Origin of the sequence: Microbulbifer variabilis (assembly GCF_023716485.1) — a bacterium.
GTDB lineage: Bacteria > Pseudomonadota > Gammaproteobacteria > Pseudomonadales > Cellvibrionaceae > Microbulbifer > Microbulbifer variabilis_B.
On sequence record NZ_CP092418.1, the window covers coordinates 903,346 to 928,900 of the forward strand.

Here is a 25,555-nt window from a genome sequence, read left to right on the forward strand (position 1 = left end):
ACCGATGGTTGAAATAGATACTACTCCACGCTGGGTGGACTCCTGCGAGCAGTTGGCGGCTTTGTGCGCACAGTGGCGACAGCAGCGCGCTGTGGCTCTGGATACCGAGTTTATGCGCAGTCGCACCTTTTATCCTCAGCCGGCCCTAGTACAGGTTGGGGATGGCAGGCACTGCTACCTCATCGATAATCTCGCCATTGAAGACCTGCAACCTTTGCGTGATCTGCTGCTGGATACGGCTGTTACAAAAATCATGCACAGCTGCAGCGAGGATTTGGAGACTCTGGAGCGTCTGCTGGGGGTGATCCCCGAGCCCATTTTTGATACTCAGATCGCCGCGGCGATTAGTGGTATGGGGGCAGGCCTCGGTTACGCCGCTACCGTGCGCGAGCTATTGAGTATTGAACTGCCGAAGAGCGAGACCCGCTCGGATTGGTTGCAGCGCCCTCTCAGTGATGCCCAGAAAACCTACGCCGCACTCGATGTGGCTTGGCTACCGGTTCTCTATGGTGCCTTGCTAAAGCGGTTGCAGGAGCAGCAGCGGGAAACTTGGCTAGTAGAAGACTGCGCAACTTTGGTGGCAACTGCGCGAAGCCCGCAACCCCCTGAGTTCTATTACCAGAAAGTGAAAGGTGCCTGGCGCCTGCGCGGCAAACATTTGGCCGTGTTACAGGACCTTTGTACTTGGCGGGAATGTGAGGCGCGAACCCGAAATATGCCGCGCAACCACCTGCTCAAGGAAAATCTCTGTATGACCATGGCCCAGCAGTTGCCGCGGCATAAAGGCGCCTTGAGCCAGGCTGGCCTCGAGGGCCGTGCCCTGCGAGAACACGGTGATAGGTTGTTGCAGTTGATTTCCCGCGCTCTGGAGCGCAGCGATTTACCGACGCGTTTACCGCAGCCGCTCAACCGACAACAGGGGGAGTTACTGAAGTTACTGCGTAAAGAGGTCGCGAGTATTGCAGAGCGTGAAAATCTGCCTGCAGAAATCCTAATTCGCAAAAAAGAGTTGGAAGCCCTGGTCCTTGCTCGCGACCCCCAGTTGCAAGGGCGTCTCTGTGGTTGGCGCGCCGAAGTGGTTGGTCGGCCCCTGCTTAAAGCTCTGCGACATTTACGCAAAGAGGAAATGAAGTGAAAGTCTTGTGTGATATTTATCGCAGTCCCAAAAAAGAAGAAATGTATTTGTACGTCGATAAGCGTGAGGGGACTGCGCGGGTACCTAAAAATTTATTGGAGTTGTTTGGCAGCCCCCAGCACGTCACTACCATGCTAATGACTCCAGAGCGCAAACTTGCGCGTGCAAATGCCGACAAAGTCCTGCAAGAGGTACGTGTGCAAGGTTACTATTTGCAGATGCCGCCGGTGGCCGATTCTGAAATGCGTGAGATCGCATTGAAAAACAGCAAACTGCAACGCTGAGTTAGATTAATGGCACAATTGCCTTTTTGGCGACGTAAAACTCTAGCGCAAATGAGTGAACCTGAATGGGAAGCTCTGTGTGATGGTTGTGGGCGCTGCTGCCTGCACAGCCTGGAAGATGAGGAAACTGGTGAGCTTTACAACACCAATGTCGCCTGCCGTTTGCTGGATACAGACTCCTGTCGCTGTAGCCAGTATTCAAGGCGAAAAGAATTGGTGCCTGGATGTGTGCAGTTGCGGGTAGAGGATATAGACCAATACACCTGGCTTCCGAGCACCTGTGCCTACCGTCGCTTGGCCGAAGGGCACCCTTTGCCGGAGTGGCATCCGCTTGTGAGTGGAGATAGCCAGTCTGTACACAAAGCGGGTATGTCTGTGCGCGGCAGTGTCATCAGTGAGGAGCTGGTTCACCCGGACGATATGGAGGAGCACATCGTCACCTGGGTGGAAGCCGGTTGAGCTAGTGAGGCATAGTCACTAGTTCCTGAACTGGGCGGGAAACATAGAGTAAATAAAAAATGTCTGAAGATTTTCAACTTGCCTGGTTGGTATATACCGGCTCGACACTGGTTTTACTAGCTGCCGGCTGGTGGTTTATGCGCAATTGGCGCTGGAGCTGGCTGCGCCGCACCTTGTTATTGGTCTTGGCTGGTGTACTACTGCTGCCGGTAAAAATACCGGTGGCCGAGTCAGTAGCCATGCCCGTACTACCCCTGTATCTCTACCAGGTATTATTTGAAGAAAATGGGGCTGCACCGGAAGTGACAGCAAATTTGGTATTTGCTGCAGGTGGTGCTTTAGCGGTGATGATTGTGTGGGGACTGGTTTCGCTATTATCTAAGTTTCGTCGCAGTCGCCGCCGTCGTTTCGACGAAGACCCATACTTCAAGGAACAGTAACGGGATTTTTCATCCAGATCTTCCCTCATCACAGGGCTCATCGCAACTGGGCCCACTCACTTTTCTCCCCTTGCTTATCAAAGGCGTTCCTTCCTTTCTCTAGCCTCTCTGTGGATGGTGACAGCTGCTATATCTATTAGGCTGCTTACGCACTTGGCGTGAGGCCAGACGAGCCGGCTTACTGATAAAGACCAATAAACAAGCCCCTGTTGGGAAATCATGGATTGTATTTCCTGAATATCCCAGTGGAGAGGGTTACTTATTGGTAAGCCAGACTCACGACAGATAAAGTTTATAAATTGCCCTTGGCGTAGATTTTCGCCCATTGTTATGGCGCAGGTTGCCAGATGGCTGAGGAACCCTGATGCTCGACCACCTGCTGATTCTCACTGCAGTAATGCTGGTATCGGGCATTCTCGGTGGGCTGGTGAACTATTATCAAATGCTGTTTACGGAGGAGGATCCCGCCGGCCTTGCTCGCTGCCTGATTATGGGATTATGTGGTGCCTTAATGGTGCCAATCTTCCTGAAGTTTACCCAAAGCGATTTACTGATCGAAATCCAAGGCGACCCTTCACGGCTTTTGATTTTTACCGGTTATTGTCTGCTTGCCGCTATAGCTTCCCGCATGTTCGTGTTTAATGCTGCGCGTCGCCAGCTGCGCGATGCCAGTATCGCCCGTGCTCGAGTGGAAAATATGGAGCAGGAACTGCGCACTATGCAATTGGAAATGATGCCTTTGCTGGAACATGAGATAGAAGGGGATCTGGAGCAGGGGCCGGTGCTGGATTTCAACCAAATTCGCAAGCTGGACGACAATGCCCTGCAGGTACTCAATCTGCTAAATGACGGTGAGTGTGTATTCCGCTCCCTAAGTGGTATGGTGCAAGATAGTGGTATGGAGACCAATTCTATTGCCCGTGCCCTTAACAGCCTGCTTGTATTAGAAATGGTGGGCAAAATCCACAGTCACCTGGGGATTCGCTGGTATATCACCGGTAAGGGGCGCCAAGTAGTACACCGCCGCAGCACTCAGATGGCTTGAGCCATAGTCGATAACCCCCTTCATTTAGTCTCTACTCGGGCTGGTCATCCAATTTGATCGTTCCCGCCTCGCCACCCGCCCCGCTGTTCAATTATCATTCGCTAAATCTGAAGATAGCGTGATGACAGGATTGGAGTAAGCATGAAATTTACCGGTACCGATAGCTATGTAGCTACCGAAGACCTGCAGATGGCGGTGAACGCAGCCGTCACCTTACAGCGCCCTTTGTTGATCAAAGGCGAACCGGGCACCGGCAAAACACTGCTCGCGGAACAGGTTGCCGAGAGCCTTGGAATGAAATTGATCCAATGGCATATCAAATCTACCACTAAGGCCCAGCAGGGACTTTATGAGTACGATGCGGTATCCCGCCTGCGCGACTCCCAGTTGGGGGTGGATAAGGTTCACAATATTGCCAATTACATCAAGCGCGGCAAGCTGTGGGAATCCTTTGCTGCGGAAGAGCGTGTGGTACTGCTGATCGATGAGATTGACAAAGCGGATATCGAATTCCCCAACGACTTGTTGGTGGAGCTGGATCGAATGGAATTCTTCGTTTACGAAACCGGAGAAACTATCAAGGCCAAGCACCGCCCCATTGTCATTATTACTTCGAATAATGAAAAAGAACTGCCGGATGCCTTCCTGCGCCGCTGCTTCTTTCATTACATCAGCTTTCCCGACCGCGATACCATGCGCAAAATTGTCGATGTCCATTACCCGGAAATTAAAGGGCAACTGGTCGCAGAAGCGATGGATATTTTCTTCCAGTTGCGCGAAGTACCGGGTTTAAAGAAGAAGCCTTCCACCTCAGAGCTGATTGATTGGTTGAAGTTGTTGATGGCCGATGATATTCCGGAAGAAGTACTCAAGAATCGCGATAACAGCAGTGCCATTCCTCCACTGTATGGCGCCTTGCTGAAAAATGAGCAAGATGTGCATATGCTCGAACGCCTGGCGTTTATGGCACGTCGTGACAACCGCTGAGCAAGCCTTGTTGCCTTTCATTAGGGGTAAACTTCTGCCCCTGATGATGTTCCGCTCGGTACCACTGAGCATTTTTTCCCATTGCTGACTGCGAATTACTATGCTGATTGGCTTTTTCCTGAATTTACGTCGCTATAAATTACCGGTATCCATCACCGAGTTGTTGGCCTTGCTGGAGGCTTTACAACAGCGCCTGGTTTTTGCAGATCTGGAGGAATTTTATTTCCTCGCTCGTGTCTGTCTGGTGAAGGATGAAAAACATTTCGATAAGTTCGACCGCGCTTTCGAGGCCTATTTCAAAGATTTGGAAACCCTCGACGATATCGTTGAGCAAATGATCCCGGAAGACTGGCTCAGAGCGGAATTTCTCAAGCAATTAAGCGAAGAGGAAAAGGCTAAAGTCCAAAGCCTGGGTGGTTTGGAAAAGTTGCTGGAGGAGTTCAAAAAGCGTCTCGAAGAGCAGAAAAAGCGCCACAGTGGCGGCAATCGCTGGATAGGTACCGGTGGCACCAGCCCCTTTGGTAACAGTGGCTATCACCCGGGTGGTATTCGGGTGGGAGGGCAGGGGCGTAATCGCTCGGCATCCAAGGTTTGGGAGAAGCGCCAATTTAAAAACCTGGATGACAGTATCAGCCTGGGAACCCGCAATATCCAAGTGGCTCTGCGCAAGTTGCGTAAATTTGCCCGCACTGGCGCAGCAGAAGAGCTGGATTTGAATAACACCATTTCTTCCACTGCGCGCAATGCGGGTTTGTTGGATATTAAGATGGTGCCAGAGCGGCACAACGCAATAAAAGTACTGATTTTTTTCGATGTGGGCGGTTCTATGGACCCCTATGTGCGCGTGTGTGAAGAGTTATTCTCTGCCTGCCGCTCGGAATTTAAGCACTTGGAGTATTTTTATTTTCACAACTTTGTCTATGAACATGTGTGGAAAGACAACCAGCGGCGCTATAGCGAGAATACGTCTCTGTTGGAAGTACTGCGTACCTATGGCAAGGACTACAAGGTTATCTTTGTCGGTGATGCCTCTATGGCACCCTACGAAATTACCAGCCGTTTCGGCAGTGTTGAGCATATGAATGAAGAGCCGGGTGCAGCCTGGATGGAACGTATCACCGATATTTACCACAATCTGATCTGGCTAAATCCGGTTGATGAGGAGTATTGGCAGTTTACGCCCAGTATCGGCATGACCCAGCGTCTAGTGGATGGCCATATGTATCCGATGACCCTTGAGGGATTGGATCGGGCGATTGCCTATTTAGTCAAAGGCCGCTAATAGCGGCGTCAATGAAGGTTCCTTGCAAGAAGCTCTAATCTAAGGAGTTTTGGGCAAGGAATTATCCGCAGGCGGCACACTCCTGTGCCGAACTACCCGATAGATAATTTTAGAGTTAATCAAGTACTACTCTTTATTACCGCTGAAGTGTTTGGGTGGCGTTCCCTCGTGATCAGCAGTAATACTGATTTCTTCTCTGGTGGTTTCGCCCACTGTAACATGCACCTCTTCTGCACCGTGCATCCAATCCACTAGTTTTTCACGAATCAAATATAGAATAAAACCGGCCACTATGGCAGTTAGTGCGACACCGCCGAAAGTGGCGAGTGGTCCAGAAACCCCCACTAATTTACCGATCTCTGCTGCCCCTTTGTTGGCGATGCCAATAAAGGCAAACCAGAGTCCCATCATCAGGGATAAATAACGCAGGGGAGATAATTTGGTCACCACAGAAAGTCCGATAGGTGACAGGCAAAGTTCACCAATGGTGTGAAAAATGTAGGCGAAAATCAGCCACCAGATGCTTGCTTTAATGGTCTCGGAGTCGCCGATTTGTAGTGCCGCGCCGCACATAGAGAGAAAACCGATTCCGAGAAAAGCTAACCCCAAGCTGAATTTAGCCGGTGAACTCGGCTCGCGATCTCCCATACCTACCCAGATAGAGGCCATAATCGGTGCGAGGATAATAATAAACAAGGGATTGACCATTTGTAGCCAGCTGGCAGGAATTTCCCATCCAAAGATATTCAGGTCGGTGCGGTACTTGGCAAATAGATTCATTGACCCGGCAGCTTGCTCAAAACCAGCCCAAAAAACCACGATAAACACACCCAGAACCAGAATGACTTTAATGCGATCCCGCTCTTCCTGTGTGAGGGGGCGGTGTTTATTTTCCTCCTCGTCTTTTTTATTTTTCAGTTCCAGATGAGCGGAGGGTTCTACGCCTATTTCTCCCAAGTAGCGTTTGGCTTGAGTCATTTGCAGAATCAGGCCCAGCAACATACCAATGCCTGCAACAATAAAGGCGAGCTGGTAGTCCACCTTTTCCCCAATCCAGCCTACGACCAAATAACCGAGAATTGAGCCCAGGTTGATCCCCATATAGAAAATAGTAAATGCGGTATCGCGGCGGTGGTCCCCCTCTTCGTAGAGATCCCCGACCATAGTGGAGATGTTCGGTTTAAAGAAACCATTGCCGATAATCAGTAGGGCCAGCCCCAGCCACAGCATGTAAATCTCACTACCGTCTGGTAGCCAGGTATGAGGAAAACCCAGGGAGAATTGCCCCAGCATCATCAGGGTACCGCCAAACATGATACAGTGGCGCTGCCCCCAGCGGTTGTCAGCCATCCAGCCACCGATAATGGGGGTCAGGTACACCAACATGGCGTACCAGCCCAGATAGCTCAGGGCTTTGGACTGCAATTCAGTATCGGTGAGCTGTTCCCAGCCGAAGACTGCGGCAGTGGCAGTGGAAGTCAGGTAAAAGACAAAAATACCGCGCATGCCGTAGTAGCTGAGACGTTCCCACATCTCGGTGCCAAATAGCAGAAACAACCCTTTGGGGTGGCCAAACAGCTGTCCGGCGCTGGCGGGGGGCTTGGGCTTGATCTCTTGCATAGTACTGCTCGCAAGGTGTGACCCTAAGGCGCAGCACTGCCACCAAAAGCAGTGCGCCTGTGAAAAAAATTACTATCTGGACCAGTATAGTTGAGCGCCACCAAGGGATTTTCTGCCCCTTAGCAAAGTGCGGGTATAATCTCCCGTTTACCAATTCTGTATGAATTATGAGTCACACCGAAGCAGATAAAAGCCTGGCCGCTTTACAGGCCCGAATCTCCGGCTGTATGGGACGGGACCGCTACCAGCTGTATCGAACGGTTAAAAATGTGCGCCGGCGCCAGAAAGAGGGCAAGCCGGTCGATCGTATGTTAGCCCAGCTGGAACAGCAGCTGCAGGTTTCACAGTCTTTGGCAGAAGAGCGCCAGGGCAAATTGCCCGAAGTGCAGTGGCCGGAGTCGTTGCCGGTGGTGGCGCGGCGTGAGGAAATCGCCGAGCTGATCGAAAAGCATCAGGTTGTTGTTATCGCTGGTGAAACCGGCTCCGGTAAAACCACCCAGTTACCCAAAATCTGCCTGTCCCTGGGGCGGGGTATTTATGGCCAGATTGGGCATACACAGCCACGTAGAATCGCCGCGCGCACTGTAGCCAATCGAATTGCTGAAGAATTGCAGCAACCTTTGGGGGAATCAGTCGGTTACCAAGTGCGTTTTACCGACCACAGCACTGAGCACACTCATGTCAAATTGATGACTGATGGTATTCTGCTGGCTGAAATTCAGCGCGATCCACTATTGAATAAATACGATACGTTGATTATCGACGAGGCCCATGAACGCAGCCTCAATATTGATTTTCTACTGGGCTATTTAAAAACCATTCTGCCCAAGCGCCCAGATTTAAAACTGATTATTACCTCAGCTACGATTGATCTAGAAAAATTCTCTCAGCACTTTGATGACGCACCGATTATCGAAGTATCCGGTCGCACCTACCCGGTGGAAATTCACTATCGCCCGACGGCAGATAGCAATGCCGACCTCAACGAGCAGGTTGTCGCAGCAGTTGAAGAGTTACTGCATGAGGAAAAGTCCAGCAGCCGGCGCGGCGGGGACATCCTGGTATTTATGAGTGGTGAACGGGAAATCCGCGAGTGTGCCAAGGCTTTGCGGGATGCGCAGATTGCTCAGTTAGAGATACTGCCCTTATATGCGCGGTTAAGTCTGGCAGAACAGGCTAAGGTCTTTCACGGCCATAAAGGTCGCCGTATTGTGCTGGCCACCAATGTGGCGGAGACCTCCATTACGGTGCCGGGTATTCGCTATGTGATTGACCCGGGTACTGCGCGTGTCAGCCGTTACAGCTATCGCAGTAAAATCCAACGATTGCCCATAGAGCCGGTTTCACAGGCCAGTGCCAACCAGCGCGCTGGCCGCTGTGGTCGTGTCAGTGCCGGTGTCTGTGTGCGCTTGTACGAAGAGCGGGACTTTGCACAGCGCGCAGAATTTACCGATGCGGAAATTCTGCGCACCAACCTGGCAGCGGTAATCCTGCAAATGTTGCAGCTGCGTATCGGCGATATCCGTGAGTTTCCCTTTGTCGATCCGCCCGATCCGCGCCTGATCAATGACGGCTATAAATTGTTGCAGGAATTACAGGCCGTCGATGACCAGGGCAGAGTAACCAAACTGGGCCGCGCACTTTCACGTTTGCCGCTGGACCCACGATTGAGTCGAATGTTGCTGGCCGGTGCGGACAATGGCAGTGCGCGCGAATTATTAATTATTGTCGCCGCCCTGGCCGTGCAGGACCCGCGCGAACGCCCGGCGGAAAAGCGCCAAGCGGCGGATGAAAAGCACCGACAGTGGCAGCATGAGCAATCGGATTTTCTATCCTTTGTGCAGCTATGGGATGCCTTCGAGACTCAGCGCCAGGAACTGAGCCAAAACCAGCTGCGCAAATGGTGCCAGAAAAACTTCTTATCCTGGCTGCGAATGCGTGAGTGGAGAGATATTCACCACCAATTGCGTGTGGCTTGCCGGGACCTCGAAGTCAAAGAAAACAAAGAACCTGCGGAGTACGAGGCAATACACCGGGCCATTGTCGTGGGTTTACTCGGTAATATTGGCGCTCGAGATGAGAATAAGGAATTTATCGGTTGTCGTAATCGTCGCTTCCATATTTTCCCCGGCTCCGGCCAGTTTAAAAAACCTCCGCGCTGGGTGGTTTCCGCTCAGTTATTAGAGACCAGCCGCTTGTTTGCCCACACTGTTGCGAAAATAGAACCGGACTGGGTGTTGGCTGCGTCTAAGCACCTGGTAAAACGCAATTATTTTGAGCCCCACTACGATGTCCGCTCTGGGCAAGTAATGGCTTTTGAAAAAGTCTCTCTGTACGGCTTGGTACTGGTAGAAAAACGCCGTATTCCCTATGGCAAGTTGGACCCGCAAATCGCCCGGGAAGTATTTATTCGCCAAGCATTAGTGGAACAGCGTTATCGTGGCAAGGGTCGTTTTTATAAGCACTACACTGACCTGTTGAAATCCCTGGAAGAGTTGGAAGCCAAGTCCCGTCGCCGGGATATTTTGGTGGACGATGAAGTGGTTTATCGCTTTTTCGATGAGCTAGTTCCCGCAGATGTCATCAACCTGGCCGGGTTTGAGCATTGGCGCAAGAAAGCTGAAGCCAGTGATCCGCAGTTGCTGTTTGTCCCCCGTGAGTTGTTGATGCAGCAGAGTGCTGATCACGTGGGTGAGGCGCAATTCCCTAACGAACTGCAGGCTGGGGGTATTGTTTACCCACTCCGTTATCACTTCGAGCCCGGCAGTGTAGATGATGGCGTCAGTATCCAGGTGCCCGTTGGGGCGTTACATCAGGTGCCTGCCGCTCGACTCTCCTGGTTGGTGCCTGGAATTTTACGAGATAAATGTATCGCGCTAATAAAAGCCCTGCCGAAACAGTGGCGCAAATACTTTGTACCGGTACCGGCGGCTGTGGATAAGGCCCTGCCGCGACTGCGCGCAGACAATACTCCCCTATGTCAGTCGCTGGCCTTGGAGCTGCAACGTCAGACCGCTCAGAAGCTACCTGAAGATGCCTGGGAATCTGCGGAACATTCCTTGGAAGATTTCTACCGCTTTAATATTCAGGTGTTGGATGAGTCAGGAAAATTGCTGGATCAGGATCGCGATCTCTCGCTATTGCAGGCACGCTATCGCGACCGGGTACAGCAGGGACTGGCAAATGCAGGCGATAGCTTCGAGCGGGATGATATTACCAGCTGGGATTTTGGTGAACTGCCGGAAACTCATACCCTCGATCAGGGAGGGCTCAAGGTGCGCGCCTATCCGGCGCTCGTAGAAGCTAAGGAAAGTGTTTCCCTGAAATTGCTGGATAATCCCGCTGAAGCGCGTCGCCTGAGTCGTGCTGGGATCTGCCGCCTGGCTCTGTTGCACTTGCCCGAGAAGGTGAAATATCTACGTAAAGAGCTGTTGCGTGGCAAAGAGTTGGGGCTTTCCGCCGCAGATCTGGGCCGCCGCGAAGAAGTGGCAGACGATATTCTGATGGCCGCCGCGCGTGAAGTCTTCTGGGGAGATGAAAACTGGCCACGCAGTGAAGCTGAGTTTCTATCTGCACTGGAGAAAGAGGGTGATTTGGTGGGAGTGGCCCAGGAAATTGGCGACCTTTTGGTCAAAGCCCTGGGGCAATTGGTCCCCCTGCGCAAGCAGATCAAACAGCAAAAGAACCTGGCAGTCGCTATGGCGGTGGGGGATATCCAGCAACAATTGGCAGGACTTTTCTACCGGGGTGTCTTGTTTGATACCCCTCTGCAATGGTTGCGCCAGTATGGCCGTTATCTCAAGGCGATTTCTGTGCGTCTGGAAAAGGCGGCCCTCGATCCAAACCGCGACCGCAAGTTGCAAGTGGAGTACCACAAGGCTGCCGAGTCTTTCGATAATCAGATTGAGAAGTTTTCGAGGAGAGAGCTGGCTTCAGAGCCTGCGCTGGTAGAGTATCGCTGGATGCTTGAGGAATTCCGTGTGAGCCTGTTTGCACAGACGTTAAAGACTCTGATGCCGATCTCTGCCAAGCGCCTGCACAAAGTTTGGATAGAAATTGATGGCATGGAGCTGCTCGGTTGAGTACTGCTTAGCCACAGTTCACAAAAAAATTTGTGGCCTTGTGTAATATTTCCCAAACTGGCCCGACAGATGAATGAGAGTCGGTAAGCATACGCGGCATCATTAAATATGTGATGGCTGTGAGCCGGTTTCACAATATGACGGTTTTTCAGTGCGCATCATTATACTGTTGCGGGACATAGAAAAAGTCATAGAGAGTTATATTACATTGGGTATTAGTTAGGAGATTCATTATGAACAAGAAGCATCTTTCCCCTGTAGCAGCTGCTGTTGGTGCTGCTTTTATTGCAACTGCTGCGATGAATGTATCTGCATCCACCGCTGAAGCTAACCCGTTTGCCGCTGCTGAGCTCACCTCCGGTTATAACTTGGCTCTGGCCGATCACGATGACAAGGAGAAAGAAGGCAAGTGCGGCCACGGCAAGAATAAAGAAGGTAAATGCGGCGAAGGTAAAAAGAAAGAAGGTAAATGCGGCGAAGGCAAAAAGAAAGAAGGTAAATGCGGCGAAGGTAAGTGTGGAGAAGGTAAAAAGAAAGAAGGTAAGTGCGGCGAGGGGAAATGCGGTAACTAATACCCCAACACGCGCGATTGGGGCGGCACTGTGTTAAGGGCCGCCCCAAGTACTTTTCACTATCACTAGAGGCAAATAGCGGTGCGTAATTATCCAGTGGAGGGTGCCGGTCTCGGGCTGCGTCGCTCTATGATGGGTGAAGAACTTTCATCGGGTGCGGTGGATTTCTTTGAGGTGGCGCCGGAGAATTGGATTGGCGTCGGCGGGCGCTATGGCCGCTGGTTTCACCAGCTCAGCGAACGATATCCATTTATCCTACATGGCCTGTCTCTATCTATTGGCTCGTCTGACCCGCTGGATATGGACCTGCTTGCTTCGATCAAGCAGTTTATCCGCGATCACAATATCCGTCTTTACAGCGAGCACTTGAGCTACTGCTCAGATAAGGGCCATCTCTACGATTTATTACCCATCCCCTTTACCGAAGAAGCGGTAATGTATGTCGCCGAGCGAATTCGCATTGTGCAGGATACCCTGGAGCAACGTATTGCCATGGAGAATGTCTCCTATTATGCGGCGCCGGGTCAGGAGATGAGTGAGCTGGCATTTTTGCAGGCGGTCCTGCAAGAGGCGGACTGCGACCTTCTGCTCGACGTAAATAATATCTATGTGAATTCAATCAATCATCGCTATGACCCCCTGGAATTTTTGCGCGGGCTTCCCTCCGAGCGTATGCGTTATGTACATGTAGCGGGGCATTACGATGAGGCGGATGATCTGAAAGTGGATACACACGGTGCTGCAGTGATTGATCCCGTGTGGCAGTTGTTGAACAAAGCCTACGAGGTACACGGTGTCATGCCGACCTTGCTGGAGCGCGATTTCAATATCCCACCGCTGCCGCAATTGTTTCAGGAAGTGGAACAGATCAAGAGCATTCAGGCCTGTCACCGAGAAGAAGAGAGCTATGTCATCAGTCGCCGATAAGACAGCCAGGTTCCAAGGCTTACAGCGGGCTTTAGCCAATCACCTACGCGCCCCTGATCAAGTTGAGGCGCCAGAGGATATTGAGGACCGGCGAGTTGCCATATATCGGGACCTGATTTACAACAATATCGAATCTTTTATTGCCAGTGGTTTCCCTGTATTACGCAGCCTCTACAGTGATGAGCACTGGCACAAAATGGTGCGTGATTTTGTTCAGCACCACACTTCCAAGAGCCCCTACTTTCTGCAGATTAGTGAGGAGTTTCTCACTTACCTGCAACAGGAGAGGGAACAGCGGGAGGAAGACCCAGCGTTTCTATTGGAGCTGGCTCATTATGAGTGGGTGGAGCTGGCGCTGGATGTGAGTACTGAGGAGATTCCCACCGACCTGGATCGCCAGGGAGATTTATTGACCTCTATTCCGGTGGTGTCACCGCTGGTGTGGAGTCTCAGTTACCGTTTCCCGGTGCACCGTATCGGTCCTACCTATCAGCCCCAGGAGCCAGCTGATTCTCCCACCTTCTTGCTGGTCTATCGCGACCTTAGCGATGAAGTCAGCTTTATGGAAATCAATGCAGTAACCGCACGACTATTGCAGTTGGCCTCAGAGGGTGATGTCACAGGGGAGCAGCTCTTGGCACAAATTGCTGCCGAGCTACCGCAAGTCGATAGCGAAGCCCTTTTCGGCTTCGGTATTGAGTTACTCCAGAAATTACTGGATAACGGAGTGATCGCTGGTTTGCGGCCGCAGGCGACAGAGTAGATCGGCCGGGCCTAGGATTTCTGGCGCAAATTACCTTTCTGTGACAGCGTGTGCTTGCCTGAAACTGCGGCATCTTTGATGAATACCAGCTGCTATGCTGCCGAGGGTGGTTTACAGTTTGCGGGGGCGTTAGAATCCTTGACCTTGAAATTTGTTAGAAGAGGAGCAGGGTTTTGCTAGGACGCAGAGATTTATCGCCCTGGTTGATGGCCGCATTACTGGCCATCTCCCCCATGGGCGCTTTGGCGACACAGGACCCATTTGGTGACGCCGCCACTCCCTCAGCCCAGCCTGAGGCGGTAGAGCAGAATGACGTTAGTGGTGAGTCCAATGGTTCACTACTGGATGAGTATGGCTTTGACCCCGCGGAAGAGTTTGAGAGTGAGGAAGGTGAAGACTTTTCTCTTCGCGATCCCTGGGAGGGATTTAACCGCGCCATATTCAGCTTCAATGACGGTGCGGATCGCTATGTGCTAAAACCGGCGGCTGTGAGTTATCGGCAGATTACCCCGATATTTGTACAGCAAGGTGTAAGCAACTTTTTCAGTAATCTGGCTGAAGTAACCAATACCTTTAATGGTGTGTTACAGGGCAAGTGGGGCCAGGCGGGTAATGACGCCGGTCGTCTGCTAATCAATACCACTATTGGTATTGCCGGTCTTTTTGATGTTGCCAAGCATATGGGCTTGGAGAAAGGTGACGGTGAGGACTTTGGCCAAACTCTAGCGGTTTGGGGGGTACCCTCTGGTCCCTACCTGGTGTTGCCACTGCTAGGGCCCTCCACGGTGCGGGATACGCCAGCTAGAGTGGTGGATTACTACACCAATCCTCTGACCTATGTGGAGCACGATCCCACGCGCTATACCCTTAAGGCTACCGATATTATCCAGAGTCGCGCTAGCCTGCTGAAGGCTGAATCCCTTCTGCAGGGTGATCGCTATATTCTGCTGCGCGACGCCTACCTGCAGCGCCGCGACTTCTTGATTGTGGATGGTGAACTGGATGTGGATACCGCGACCGAAGCTGCCGAGGCAATCGATCAGGGGGAAGTCGAAGAGTCCAGTGACTACTGAGCAACAGCTGGTTAACCCCCTTTCCAAAAGAGCCTGCAATGGCCGGCCCCAGTAGCCTGTTACTGACCGATGATGAGCGCTCCCGCAATTTCTTGCGTGGAGCGCTTTCGCGTCAAGGGCTTTCAGTTGCTGTAGCTGATAGTGGCCAGCAAGGCATAGAACAATTTACTCCCGAACTGTTTCAGCTGGTTATCGTCGATCTACTCCTGCCCGATATGGATGGGTTGGAGGTACTGCGCAAAATCAAGCTCCGCTCCCCGGCGACGGCGGTTGTAATGATTGCCGAGCAGGGTGAGCTTCACGAAGTATTACAGGCCATGCGTCTGGGGGCCTGCGATTATCTGATCAAACCCATTCAACAGGCTGCATTGATCGATAAAGTAATCTGCCGTATCACCGGCGCGGAAAACCTCGCCCAGCAGAATATTGAGTACCGCAATACCCTGGAGCAGCGCAATAGCGAGCTGCGCGAGCACGTAGAAGTATTGCGCCGTGATCAGGAGGCCGGTCGCTTGCTGCAGCAGCACCTGTTGCCACGCAGTCCCTATTTTTACCCCGGCGGCGTTGAGGCCGCCTACCGCCTGATCCCCTCTCTGTATCTCAGCGGCGATTTTGTCGATTACGGTTTGTTCGGCGAGCGCTTTGTGGCGTTTTATCTGGTGGATGTCTCAGGGCATGGGGTGTCCTCCGCACTGGTTACGGCACTGATCAAAAACAGCGTGATGCATCGCCTGCGTGAGCGCCCTTTGTTTTCCCAACTGGAGTCCCTGGACTCCGACTTGTTGGAAGTTTTGGAGTTGATTAACCGCGAGCTCTTATCCACAGGTATGGGTAAGCACGCCAGCATGTTTATCGGTGTGGTAGATACCGCCGCTAGCCAACTGCACTATGCCGTCGCCGGACAGATCCCCATGCCGGCGCTTGCCAGTGCCGCTGGCGCCGATTGGCTGCCAGGCAAGGGGCGGCCCTTGGGCATTTTTGAGCGGGGTGACTGGCAGGTAATGTGTGCCGAGCTGCCCAGCAGTTGGCGGTTGGTGGCCTGCTCCGATGGTGTACTGGAGTTACTCGAAGGCGATTTACTGCAAAAAGAAGAGCGGTTACTAGAGTTGATAAGCGCTACGGGCGGTGAGTTGGGAGTACTGTGTGAGAGCCTGAAAGTGGACACTTTTGGCGCATTACCCGATGACATTACAATTCTTACCCTTGCCCACGTTTAGAGGTGGCATTTCTGCGACTAAATAGTCGAATTTCATGCCCTAGCACTCTTGTCAGTCCCAGCAGTCAGGAGTAAGCTCCGCCCATCCTATGCACAAAAGTGCCGAGGCGGCAAAACCGCCGCAAGCATTTTTGCTCTACCAGTGAACTTTCGCCATCCAGTACACTTTAATCCACTGAGTGTGTTCGGGTGAGCCAGGGGTTGTTATGCAGTCCGGGCAAATTATGGTTGGGGCCCACCAGGGCGTTTACATCATTAAATTGATGGGCGATGTTCGCCTCAACCTATGCACTTCTTTCGATAGTTTTATCGATAATATGTTTGCAAGCAGTGACTTTGCCGGTGTGGCCTTTGACCTACACGGTGCCGAGGGTGTGGATAGCACAACCCTGGGGCTGATGGCCAAGATCGCGATTCGCGCCCAGGAGCGCGGCTGCCAGAAGCCCTTGGTATTCCTTGCCGATAGGGGTATTCAACACCTGCTAGATGCGATGGGTTTCGATTCCCTGATGGAAATCAGCGATGAGAAACGTGATTTCTCCGTGGAGACAACACCGCTGGTCTGTAAAACCCCGGATGAATGTGCTGCTCGGGAGAAGGTGTTAGAGGCACACCGGGTGCTGATGAGTATGAACGAGCAGAATGCGGAAACTTTTCGCGATCTGGTCCATACCCTCGAGCTAGAATGTGGCTCCCACAGCAAGTCCTCCGCGCACCTGCACTGAGATTTAACAAACACCCTCCTTCAAAGTTTTAACACCCCGGCAAAACTTTTCAGCTACTCCGCATGTCTCTAGCTTCCGCCCGTGCGCGGGTAAAGAGTCCGTGGGGAAGGTAAATTAACTCGGAAACCCGGCGGATCAGATGTTCTTCAAAAGCCTCGATCACATCGTCGGAAAAAGCCACCTGCCACATCTGCCGAACCAGCAGGTACTTGTCTCGCTCGCTGAACTGGTCATTGACGGCCTGGGTAAACTCAAACAGGGAAGTGGCTCGCTCCCTTTGCTCTATGGCTTCATCAATAATCTCTGCCGCCGCATGGCTGCTCAGCGCGTAGTGTTGGCAAAGTAGTTCGATCAAAGTGTTACGTTCGCGCGGGTCTAGCTTTTGATCCACAGTAGCCACCTCAACCAGTAAGGCGGCACTGATCATTCGCACGTCTTTTTCATCGTGCATTTCGACATCGGCACTGTTGCCAATCTGTTCAAACAGCTTACGGATTTGTTGCAGCATCAGTTTCCCGGCGTCCCATCACTTGGCTCTGCAGCAGCATTTCGAGCCGCTCCTGGTCTTTGACAAAATTACGGATACCCTCGGCGAGCTTTTCTGTGGCCATGGCATCACTGTTGAGTTGGTAGCGGAATGCTGCTTCGCAGAGTCGCCCCTCAGGGCGTGGCAGCGGTTCGTTGACCGTGGGAAGCCCACCAACCAATAAACCCTCGCTCTCTTCCAGAGACTGGAGCAGCTGAGGGCTGATGGTTAAGCGATCGCATCCGGCCAGCGCTTCGATCTCCTCCGCATTGCGGAAGCTGGCGCCCATCACAATGGTGGAGTAGTCGCGCGACTTATAATAATGATAGATATTGCGTACCGACAGTACACCGGGATCCTCTTCACCGCTAAAGGCTTTGCGGTCCCCATTGGCTAGATGCCAGTCGAGGATGCGGCCCACAAAGGGAGAGATCAGTGTTACTCCAGCTTCGGCGCAGGCAATCGCTTGGCTCAAACAGAACAACAGGGTGAGATTGCAGTGAATGCCCTCCCGTTCCAGTATCTCTGCTGCTGCTATCCCCTCCCAGGTGGCGGCGACTTTAATTAGTACTCGCTCCCGGGCTACGCCTTCGCGCTCGTACAGGGCCACAAGGTGTCTGGCGTAATCAATAGTGGCGCGGGTATCGAAAGACAGGCGCGCGTCCACCTCGGTAGAGACTACCCCAGGGATCAATTGCAATATTTCACTGCCGATACTGACAGCCAGCTTGATTGCAGCCAGCCGTGCTGTTTCAGAGGAGTTGGCGCCACTGTGGTGGTGAGTTGCCCACTCCAGTGACTCTTGGATCAGGCCCTTGTATTGGGGCAGTTGGGCAGCCTTAAAGAGTAAAGAGGGATTGGTGGTGGCATCCTGGGGGCGATAGCGGCGTATGGCATCAATATCGCCAGTATCTGCTACCACCTGGCTGCGCTGTTTGAGTTGATCCAGTTTATTCATCGCGATTCCCTCGATAGTATTTGGCTTCCCTTCCTATGAAATACTGGCCTTCCAAGTTAAGCCGCTTGGGTGACCAGTGACAAAGCTTGCTCCACAACCTCAGGCCCTGCCCCTTTCTTGTGAGCATTTTCACTCAGATGACGACGGAAACGGCGTGCCCCGGGCAGGCCCTGAAAGAGCCCGAGCATATGCCGGGTAATATGGTTGAGGCGTTGACCACTTGCCAGTTCTCGCTCGATATAGGGCAACATCTGCTCGACCACTTGCGCGGCATCGGGTCCTTCATTTTCTCCAAACAACACACTGTCCACCTGTGAAAGAAGCGCTGGGGTCTGATAGGCGGCGCGACCGAGCATAACACCATCTACCCGCTGTAAATGTTGCTGGCATTCTTCCAGAGAATTAATGCCACCATTAATGATGACTTGCAGCTGTGGGTAATCCTTTTTCAGCTGGTAAACCATATCGTAGTTAAGCGGTGGGATTTCGCGGTTTTCCTTTGGGCTGAGGCCCTGCAGCCAGGCTTTGCGGGCATGGACGATAAATGTCTCTGTGCCGATGGCTGCCTGTGCCTCCACAAAACGGGTCAGGCCAGGGTAGTCTTCCATATCGTCTATACCGATACGGTGTTTGACTGTGACCGGAATAGACACTGCGTCACGCATCGCAGATAAGCCGGCAGCTACGACATCTGGTTCCGCCATCAGACAGGCGCCAAAACGTCCAGACTGAACCCGGTCACTGGGGCAGCCGCAGTTGAGGTTGATTTCCGCATACCCCCACTCCTCGGCAATTCGTGCGCACTCCGCCAGCTCGCGCGGGTCGCTTCCGCCAAGTTGTAGGGCGACAGGCAGTTCGCCAGCGTCAAATTGCAGGTGGCGCTGGCGATCCCCGTGCAAAATTGCCCCAGTGGTCACCATTTCGCTATAAAGACGGGCGCGTTTACTCAGTAGGCGCCACATATAGCGGCAGTGACGGTCACTCCAATCAAGTAGTGGCGCGGTGCAAAAGCGGTGGGGACTGTAATCAGACATAAACTACGATGTAAAAGACTAATAAAAACAGAGTAGCCCGCCATTATATGGGATGTAAAACATAGACCCTATGTGGAAGTGCATGTAAATGAAGATAAATTTACCCCCTGCAAGCCCTCAATCTGAACTCCCTGGACATTTGCTACATTCAAACACTTGACTGGTTGCATAGAGAGACTGGCAGCTGCCCTGATGCGCAATTACACTTTATTCCTGCTATCCTCACGGCTAGGTAGTACAAAGTTCTTTCTGTTTAAATACCTCTGATAGAAACTCGACAAATGCGCTGACTTTAGCAATCTTGATTCGATTTTGTGGGTACAGTGCATAGATACCAATTCTTTCCATGTTCCAGTTTGGTAATAGATTTACAAGAGTGCCTTGTCTAATTTCCGTGTGGCACATGTAGTCTGGCAGAACTGCGATACCGCATGAATCCAATGTGGCTTGCTTAATGATGGAGAAGTCATCCGAAGAGAAGGTTGGATTTATGTTAATTTCAAATACCTTTTTCCCGTTCTGCAAAATTATTTTAGGAGCCTTCTGCATGGCGTTCATAAACAGCCATTGATGCCCCTCCAAGTCTTTAGTTCTCGTAGGTGTTCCATATTCTTTAAGATAAGCTGGACTGGCATAGATTTTTCGGCATGCGTGCCCAAGAGGTTTTGCGACCAGCCTGGAGTCATCCAATTGCCCAACTCGAATCACCACATCAAAGCCCTCTTCGATCAAATCGACTCTGTGATTAACCAAGCTCAGGTTCATTTGTATTTCTGGGTAAAGATGCAAAAATTTTGCTAGCGTGGGTTTTAGGATTTGCTGGCCAATAGTAATTGATGCCCCTACCTTAATGAGGCCTCGATTGACCTGCAGGATTTCTGATACTTCCGCTTCGGCCAGCATTATCTCTTCTTCAATACGCTTACAGTGACTTAAATACTTTCTACCAGCCTCCGTTAAGGTTTGAGAGCGAGTGGACCGCTCCAGGAGCCTGACTGATAGCTGATCTTCCAGGCGTGCAACTTTCCTACTTACGTTGGCTTTTGGTATGCCCAGTCGGTCTGCGGCTTGGGTAAAACTGCCAGTTTCCACTACGGCTAAAAACACCATCATATCGTTGAGGTCTTGGTTCATAGAAATCAATTGTTGTTAAAAATGAGATAGTTATATTCTAATTTTTGTATATATCAAACAATAAGTTGTACCTAAGATACCTCCATCGCTTACATATTTTGGAGGCACATCATGAAAATCCTCAAACGTGACTCACTACCACTTGGCGGTTTTGCTGGGCTTACCGAGCACAGGTTGGTCATGGATAGCCAGGTATTCGGTCCGCACAAACATCCACATACCTCTGAAGGGCTCGATAATTTTGTTTATCTGGCCGATGCCCGCTTCAATCCGAAAGGCGAAACAGGCATGCACCCTCACCGTGAGATAGATGTGATTTCGGTCATGGTGGATGGACGAATACAACATGAGGGCTCTTTAGAGCATGGCAAAGGTTTAGATAAAGGAGGAGTACAAGTCCAGCGGGCTGGAGGCCAGGGGTTTACACATAACGAGATGAACCCGGATTGCAAAAAAAATCGAATGATCCAGCTATGGGCCTTACCACCTGTCTCTGGTCAAGCCGCAGGCTACAAGTACTACAGGCCAGGCCAAAATAAGGTCACCCGAGTTTATGGGGGGCGCGATGATCAAACAGTCACCTTTGATAACAGTACGATTATCGAGATCGCCAATTTAAATGCAGACGAGCAAATTTCATTTAATGGCGAGACTCTGGTTTACCTAACTAATGGCTGGGGAATCTTTTCTGAAGCTGAGCAAAAAGAAAGTGTGAAGGATGGAGATTTAATTAGGAGTCATAGCGGTAAGTTAATTGCAGATGTTAATACAAGTGCAATTGTTATTAGAAAGTTAAATCATTAAATAGGTAGGTAACACCGTGAATAAGTTTTCAGAAACCTTAACTAAAGACAATTCTGTGTTGGCGTTAATTGATCATCAAACGGGACTATTGGTGAGTTGTCGGGATCTGGACCCTCATCTGATGACGGAGAACATAAAGGGATTGGCAAATCTTGCGAAGGCAGTAAATTTACCCACTGTTGTTACTGCGAGTATGCCTGAGGGGCCAAATGGCCCTATTATGCCTGAGATAACAAACATCTTGGGCAATGAAATTATTGAGCGTGAAGGTGAGATAAACGCGTGGAAAAGCCTGGAGTTTAAGCGAGCTATTGAAGCAACCGGGCGTAAAAAAATAATTATGGCTGGCATCGTTACGGATGTCTGTTTGATGTTTCCCGCTATCTCTGCTGTAGCCGAAGGGTATGATGTATATGCCGTAGTGGATGCTTCAGGTACTTGGAATAGTACAGTGACACAGGCTGCTATGCATCGTATGACGCAGGCGGGTGTGAAAGTTGCTACCTGGTCATCCGTGTTGGCAGAAATGATGGATGATTGGCGAAGTGATCACGGCACGGAACTTGGGGGCATATTAGCTCAACACACGACCTACCGATGGGTATATAACAGCTACCTTACTGCAGCAAACCAAAAGTAATTTAGAGCCCCTCTCATTTGTACGGGAGGGGCGGGAGTATGCCTATGGTTCATCACAACAAACATTTTGCGCCACTAATTACTTTTTTGTCCTTGATTCCTTTGGTTTATTTTATCCCTGACAGTTTAGCCTTAATCTTGCCAGATCATAAATTGCTCCAGGTAATTACTGCGGTGGCTATTATAGTACCGATTATTAGCTATTTGATTCTGCCGTTAGCTTTCTACTCGGTTAGGCATATTTATGGTGAAAATGTGGAGAGATAATTCATTGTTTGGGGGCAGTTCTTCAGATTGTTATTCAGATTACTTGCGCTCAGGTGGTTAAACTGCTCTTCAAAATGTATTTAAATGTTTCGCTCTCTTTCGGAGGAGCTATCTTCTGATTTGGTTGGAGTGTTTTTTGTAGTAATCGGTTGGCCAGCCTGGAAGGTAGGCTCCAGTTTTTTCAGTATCTTGCGTGCGGTGGCGCGGTAGCTGGTAAGCTTGCCGCCGGCTACCGCGAGAATACGAGGATTGCGCTCATTATCACAGCAAATCATGGATTCCCGCGAGCGGGCGAAAGGACTTTTTTCCGCTTCCGGTAGAACCCGCAATCCAGCATAGCTATCACATATATCCTCCACCTGTAGGCTGCGTGTCTGGGAAAAATACTGCTGTACTGTACGTAGCAAATAGGCCTCCTCTTCCATGGTGGGAACCACTTCCCGTGGATCGCCGAAGAAGGGGCGCTCTGTGGTGCCAACTAAGGTTTTGTCTTGCCAGGACATTACGAAGACCGCTCGATGATCCTCAGCTTCCACATAGAAGATCTTATTGCCGAGCGACAGTGGCAACAATATGTGGGTGCCAGCGACAAGGTCTATAGGAGGTAGGGTCAAAGAGGGAGAACAGCGCGTGTTGGTGGTCGCTACCCAGGGGCCGCTGCAATTAACCAGGGCACGGGTGTGTAGAGTATTGAGTTTGCCGTCGGCCACGTAATCAACCCGCACCCCCTCCTCGGTAACTTCCGCCCCGACTAAACTGCCGGGACAGATAATTTGCGCACCATGCGCAATTGCTGAAGCGACTACATCACGGGTTAGGGCGGCATCGTCTGTTTGCGCATCGTAATAGCGAAATACTGCGAGTAGATCCTCCTGCTTGAGGCCAGGTAGGGTATCCCATTCGGATTTGGGTAAAGCGCGAAAGCGCGAGGCCTCACTGCCGATACCGGAGAGGAGCGCGTAAAGGCTAAGCCCCAGTCTGACCATCCATGGTGGACGCTTGCTGTCACGGTAAATAGGAATATAAAAGGGCACCATACGCACCAACTGCGGCTTATTTTCCAGCAACCAGTGACGTTCGCGCAGGCACTCATAGACAAGTCGGAATTGACCGCTCTCGAGGTAGCGCAGGCCCCCATGGATAAGCTTGGATGAGCGTGAGGAGGTGGCTGCGGCGATACCGAGCTGTTCCAGAATCACGACCGAATGCCGTTCCTTGGCCAGAGCCTCTGCGGTGCCTGCGCCAAGAATTCCCGCACCAACTACCAGTACATCAAAATCCGTAGACATCACTCGCTTCCCAGGAGCGCATTAATAGTGGCAGGTTGCCGGTGAGGATATGGTGCGCCCCCCGCTTTCGCCAGAGTACAGCTTCTTCGGCAGAGTTAATTTCATAGACAACCCACTGCCAGGGGCCAGGGGGTAATTCTTCGCAATCGACGAAGCTGTCGCGAATCAGCAGAAACTCCGGGGCGAGAGTGACAATATCGGCAGACAGGCAACGTGGAACGCTGTTGATTTGCAAGGCCACCCTATGCCAGCCCATGCTGCGTGCGGCCCGAAGACTGCGACAGTCTTTTGTGAGCAGCGCGAAGGACTCGCGTTCGTTACGCATTAACTCCATGAGCTTCTTTACCGCGGCTGTAAAACCCATGTTGGTGATATTGGCTGCGGAGATGCCTACAAACCAATCCAGATGCCGGTGACAGCTGGCCCAGTCCACCAATTTTATAAAGGAATCGATAGGCAAGCGGTTGAGTTGGGAGTCCCTTAGATCGTGGAAGAAATGTTGACGCTTATCACTTGGCATAGGCAGTGTATCGCTATGGTAGCACCAGGGAGTGCCATTCAAGCTAAAGCGGACATCGCACTGAATGGCGCAGGCGCCCAGATTATGGGCCGCCTCGAAGGCGGCGATGGTATTCTCCGGGTGGCGGGTTTTGTCGCCTCGGTGCGCGATTAGCATGTGAGTCAAATCCGGAAAGCAGGCGTTATTGTCGAGTGGATATAGGCGCTTAGGCGCTCTGTAACCCAAGGGTCAAATGACCCAGGCTGGAATTGGGTCTTACAGGAAAAATAGACCCTGGAGAGGTTGTTGCAAGTAGAGTTAGGCGGAAATTTCGATGCTCAGGTGCATTCCTCAAGAGTAGGGAATAGCCAGCTAAACTTAAGGTGTGCCCTTTAGATGTCTGTGCAGCTGTGGCATAACTGCGCTGTTAAAGAGGTATATAGCCCCCGTGAGTAGTAAAAGACGTATTCTGCTTTTGGTAATTTCCACCACTGTGCTAGCGTTAGCGGAGCAGGTACAGTCTGCAGGACAGACTGCCCAGGCGACTTCACAGATAGTGCTGAGTTTTACACCTCAGGTGCAGTGGCGTTATGAGCGAAGCAGGGAATCGGTAAGGTTTTGTCTTCGCAACATACCGGCCAAACATTTTCGTTTAACAAGCGAAGCTCTGCTGTCTTCCTCTGAGCAGCGTGTATATTATTTAGGTGTTAATAAGTGCCTGGAAACAAAGTCCATTGAGAACTTTTCGGGAGTGATGATTTCAGCGGAGTAATCATTTCAAGAACAAATCGTTTTTGAATGACTGGCTCGGAGTTAATTCTTTTGTATGGGGGTGAGTTTCTGTAGGTCTCCCTGAGTTAGAACAGAAATATGGGAAGAGTACTATATACAGCCATATAAATTCGATGAATACAGTCTTTAAAATAATGGTTAATTTAGGTGGATATTAGAGCGATGAAAAAAATACTGCTCTCTTTCTTGTTGCTACTAGGGCAGCCCGCACTGGCAGCCATGTCCCTGGATAAAATAATTTTTTATCTTGATGATGCTCCCAATGCGCGTGATGACGTGGTTATCACTAATCCGGATAAAGAGACCCTGTATGTACAGACAGAAATATTTCGGGTAGATAACCCCGGGCTAGATAACGAAGAGCGCATTCGAGTGATTAACCCGGATGAATTCAGGTTGTTGGTGAGCCCGGCCAAGGCCATATTGGCGCCAGGAGAGAGGAAACGTTTTCGTCTAATGGCGTTGGATAGAGATTTAAAGGAAGAGAAGGTCTACCGGGTTACCTTCAAGCCAGTAGTTGGGGAGGTCAAGTCGGAGCAAACCGCACTGAAAATTCTTGTGGCCTACCAGGCATTAGTATTTGTGCAACCTGAAGATGGAAGTTACCAGCTGGAGTTACAGGCTGACGGAAGTCAACGCTACTTAAAGAACATCGGAAATATCAATGTTGAAGTGGTTGAGGCCCGTCATTGCCCAAGCGAGGGTGAATGTCAAAAGCTTGATATTTCAGGTCGTTTGTATGCTGGAACAAGCCTGACGTTAGAGGACCTTCCCACCGAAGGGGAACTAGAGCTCTTTTTAAGAGGGCGTGATAGCGAGCGAGTGCGGCTTCCTTTGGGCAGTTAAGGGTCAGTTAGCTAAGATTTTTACTGACTAGGTGATATAGAATAAATACGATAAGGGGATATCTAAGACCTGGTTTGGTATCCCTCTTATAATATCGAAAGTTTATACCTGATTTACAGCATTGAAATTTTTTCAGTTTAAAGAAAAAGTCCATTTT

General features: G+C 51.1%; 25 protein-coding genes. 18 read left to right on the plus strand and 7 right to left on the minus strand.

What is annotated here, in order from left to right; genetic code table 11:
- Nucleotides 1-4: 4 nt before the first annotated feature.
- The 7 genes from rnd (at nt 5) to MJO52_RS04135 (ending at nt 5,632) form a co-directional block, all read left to right on the plus strand.
- Nucleotides 5-1,135 carry a ribonuclease D gene (gene rnd, locus MJO52_RS04105; protein ID WP_252084681.1) on the plus strand — a complete coding sequence of 377 codons (1,131 nt, stop codon included), beginning with the start codon at nt 5-7 and terminating at the stop codon, nt 1,133-1,135.
- Nucleotides 1,132-1,419, plus strand: a complete 288-nt coding sequence (locus MJO52_RS04110; RefSeq protein WP_252084682.1) for a YcgL domain-containing protein — start codon at nt 1,132-1,134, stop codon at nt 1,417-1,419. Before rnd ends, MJO52_RS04110 begins: the two co-directional genes overlap by 4 nt.
- Before the next feature lie 9 nt (nt 1,420-1,428).
- Nucleotides 1,429-1,878 carry a YcgN family cysteine cluster protein gene (locus MJO52_RS04115; protein ID WP_252084683.1) on the plus strand — a complete coding sequence of 150 codons (450 nt, stop codon included), beginning with the start codon at nt 1,429-1,431 and terminating at the stop codon, nt 1,876-1,878.
- 59 nt (nt 1,879-1,937) lie between these two features.
- On the plus strand, nt 1,938-2,318 hold the full coding sequence (locus MJO52_RS04120; RefSeq protein ID WP_252084684.1) for a hypothetical protein: 381 nt from the start codon (nt 1,938-1,940) through the stop codon (nt 2,316-2,318).
- 364 nt (nt 2,319-2,682) lie between these two features.
- Nucleotides 2,683-3,363, plus strand: a complete 681-nt coding sequence (locus MJO52_RS04125; RefSeq protein WP_252084685.1) for a YEATS-associated helix-containing protein — start codon at nt 2,683-2,685, stop codon at nt 3,361-3,363.
- A gap of 141 nt (nt 3,364-3,504) precedes the next feature.
- Nucleotides 3,505-4,350, plus strand: a complete 846-nt coding sequence (locus MJO52_RS04130; protein WP_252084686.1) for an AAA family ATPase — start codon at nt 3,505-3,507, stop codon at nt 4,348-4,350.
- 100 nt (nt 4,351-4,450) lie between these two features.
- Complete coding sequence (locus MJO52_RS04135) at nt 4,451-5,632, plus strand: vWA domain-containing protein (RefSeq protein ID WP_252084687.1); 1,182 nt, start codon at nt 4,451-4,453, stop codon at nt 5,630-5,632.
- A gap of 126 nt (nt 5,633-5,758) precedes the next feature.
- Here the strand turns inward: MJO52_RS04135 and MJO52_RS04140 are convergent, their stop codons facing one another.
- Entirely contained in the window at nt 5,759-7,252 is a 1,494-nt protein-coding gene (locus MJO52_RS04140) for a peptide MFS transporter (RefSeq protein WP_252084688.1), read from the minus strand.
- Nucleotides 7,253-7,419: 167 nt separating this feature from the next.
- On the opposite strand from MJO52_RS04140, the gene hrpA reads away from it, so the two are divergent.
- The 7 genes from hrpA to MJO52_RS04175 all read left to right on the plus strand — a co-directional run bounded on the left by hrpA (nt 7,420) and on the right by MJO52_RS04175 (nt 16,610).
- On the plus strand, nt 7,420-11,334 hold the full coding sequence (gene hrpA, locus MJO52_RS04145; protein WP_252084689.1) for an ATP-dependent RNA helicase HrpA: 3,915 nt from the start codon (nt 7,420-7,422) through the stop codon (nt 11,332-11,334).
- A 233-nt stretch (nt 11,335-11,567) separates the two neighbouring features.
- The gene (locus tag MJO52_RS04150) at nt 11,568-11,906 is read left to right on the plus strand and encodes an HvfA family oxazolone/thioamide-modified RiPP metallophore (protein ID WP_252084690.1); all 339 of its coding nucleotides are present in this window, start codon (nt 11,568-11,570) and stop codon (nt 11,904-11,906) included.
- Nucleotides 11,907-11,987: 81 nt separating this feature from the next.
- Nucleotides 11,988-12,833 carry an HvfB family MNIO-type RiPP peptide maturase gene (locus MJO52_RS04155; protein WP_286037002.1) on the plus strand — a complete coding sequence of 282 codons (846 nt, stop codon included), beginning with the start codon at nt 11,988-11,990 and terminating at the stop codon, nt 12,831-12,833.
- On the plus strand, nt 12,814-13,596 hold the full coding sequence (locus MJO52_RS04160; protein WP_252084691.1) for an HvfC family RiPP maturation protein: 783 nt from the start codon (nt 12,814-12,816) through the stop codon (nt 13,594-13,596). Before MJO52_RS04155 ends, MJO52_RS04160 begins: the two co-directional genes overlap by 20 nt.
- A 173-nt stretch (nt 13,597-13,769) precedes the next feature.
- Entirely contained in the window at nt 13,770-14,669 is a 900-nt protein-coding gene (locus MJO52_RS04165; RefSeq protein WP_252084692.1) for an MlaA family lipoprotein, read from the plus strand.
- A 38-nt stretch (nt 14,670-14,707) separates the two neighbouring features.
- The gene (locus tag MJO52_RS04170) at nt 14,708-15,886 is read left to right on the plus strand and encodes a PP2C family protein-serine/threonine phosphatase (protein ID WP_252084693.1); all 1,179 of its coding nucleotides are present in this window, start codon (nt 14,708-14,710) and stop codon (nt 15,884-15,886) included.
- Nucleotides 15,887-16,091: 205 nt separating this feature from the next.
- Nucleotides 16,092-16,610, plus strand: a complete 519-nt coding sequence (locus MJO52_RS04175; RefSeq protein ID WP_252084694.1) for an STAS domain-containing protein — start codon at nt 16,092-16,094, stop codon at nt 16,608-16,610.
- Between the two features lie 49 nt (nt 16,611-16,659).
- On the opposite strand, the gene MJO52_RS04180 is transcribed toward MJO52_RS04175, so the two are convergent.
- From MJO52_RS04180 to MJO52_RS04195, 4 genes are all read right to left on the minus strand, one after another.
- Nucleotides 16,660-17,118 (minus strand): TerB family tellurite resistance protein, encoded by a 459-nt coding sequence (locus tag MJO52_RS04180; RefSeq protein WP_252084695.1) that lies wholly within the window; start codon nt 17,116-17,118, stop codon nt 16,660-16,662.
- Nucleotides 17,099-18,094 carry a transaldolase gene (tal, locus tag MJO52_RS04185; RefSeq protein WP_252084696.1) on the minus strand — a complete coding sequence of 332 codons (996 nt, stop codon included), beginning with the start codon at nt 18,092-18,094 and terminating at the stop codon, nt 17,099-17,101. The genes MJO52_RS04180 and tal overlap by 20 nt, the downstream gene beginning before the upstream one ends.
- Before the next feature lie 56 nt (nt 18,095-18,150).
- Nucleotides 18,151-19,128 (minus strand): tRNA dihydrouridine(20/20a) synthase DusA, encoded by a 978-nt coding sequence (dusA, locus tag MJO52_RS04190; RefSeq protein WP_252084697.1) that lies wholly within the window; start codon nt 19,126-19,128, stop codon nt 18,151-18,153.
- 228 nt (nt 19,129-19,356) lie between these two features.
- On the minus strand, nt 19,357-20,262 hold the full coding sequence (locus MJO52_RS04195; RefSeq protein WP_252084698.1) for a LysR family transcriptional regulator: 906 nt from the start codon (nt 20,260-20,262) through the stop codon (nt 19,357-19,359).
- Between the two features lie 111 nt (nt 20,263-20,373).
- On the opposite strand from MJO52_RS04195, the gene MJO52_RS04200 reads away from it, so the two are divergent.
- From MJO52_RS04200 to MJO52_RS04210, 3 genes are read left to right on the plus strand one after another with little or no spacing between them, the layout of a single operon-like run.
- Nucleotides 20,374-21,066 (plus strand): pirin family protein, encoded by a 693-nt coding sequence (locus MJO52_RS04200; protein ID WP_252084699.1) that lies wholly within the window; start codon nt 20,374-20,376, stop codon nt 21,064-21,066.
- A gap of 16 nt (nt 21,067-21,082) precedes the next feature.
- Nucleotides 21,083-21,706: an isochorismatase family protein gene (locus tag MJO52_RS04205; protein ID WP_252084700.1), complete on the plus strand. Its 624-nt coding sequence runs from the start codon at nt 21,083-21,085 to the stop codon at nt 21,704-21,706.
- Between the two features lie 44 nt (nt 21,707-21,750).
- On the plus strand, nt 21,751-21,972 hold the full coding sequence (locus MJO52_RS04210) for a hypothetical protein (protein ID WP_252084701.1): 222 nt from the start codon (nt 21,751-21,753) through the stop codon (nt 21,970-21,972).
- Nucleotides 21,973-22,052: 80 nt separating this feature from the next.
- Here MJO52_RS04210 and MJO52_RS04215 read toward each other — a convergent pair whose 3' ends face one another.
- Nucleotides 22,053-23,261 carry a glycerol-3-phosphate dehydrogenase/oxidase gene (locus MJO52_RS04215; protein ID WP_252084702.1) on the minus strand — a complete coding sequence of 403 codons (1,209 nt, stop codon included), beginning with the start codon at nt 23,259-23,261 and terminating at the stop codon, nt 22,053-22,055.
- Nucleotides 23,245-23,937 carry a glycerophosphodiester phosphodiesterase family protein gene (locus tag MJO52_RS04220; RefSeq protein WP_252084703.1) on the minus strand — a complete coding sequence of 231 codons (693 nt, stop codon included), beginning with the start codon at nt 23,935-23,937 and terminating at the stop codon, nt 23,245-23,247. The genes MJO52_RS04215 and MJO52_RS04220 overlap by 17 nt, the downstream gene beginning before the upstream one ends.
- A 777-nt stretch (nt 23,938-24,714) precedes the next feature.
- Between MJO52_RS04220 and MJO52_RS04225 the strand changes: the two genes are divergently transcribed.
- Entirely contained in the window at nt 24,715-25,398 is a 684-nt protein-coding gene (locus MJO52_RS04225) for a fimbria/pilus periplasmic chaperone (RefSeq protein WP_252084704.1), read from the plus strand.
- Nucleotides 25,399-25,555 lie beyond the last annotated feature (157 nt).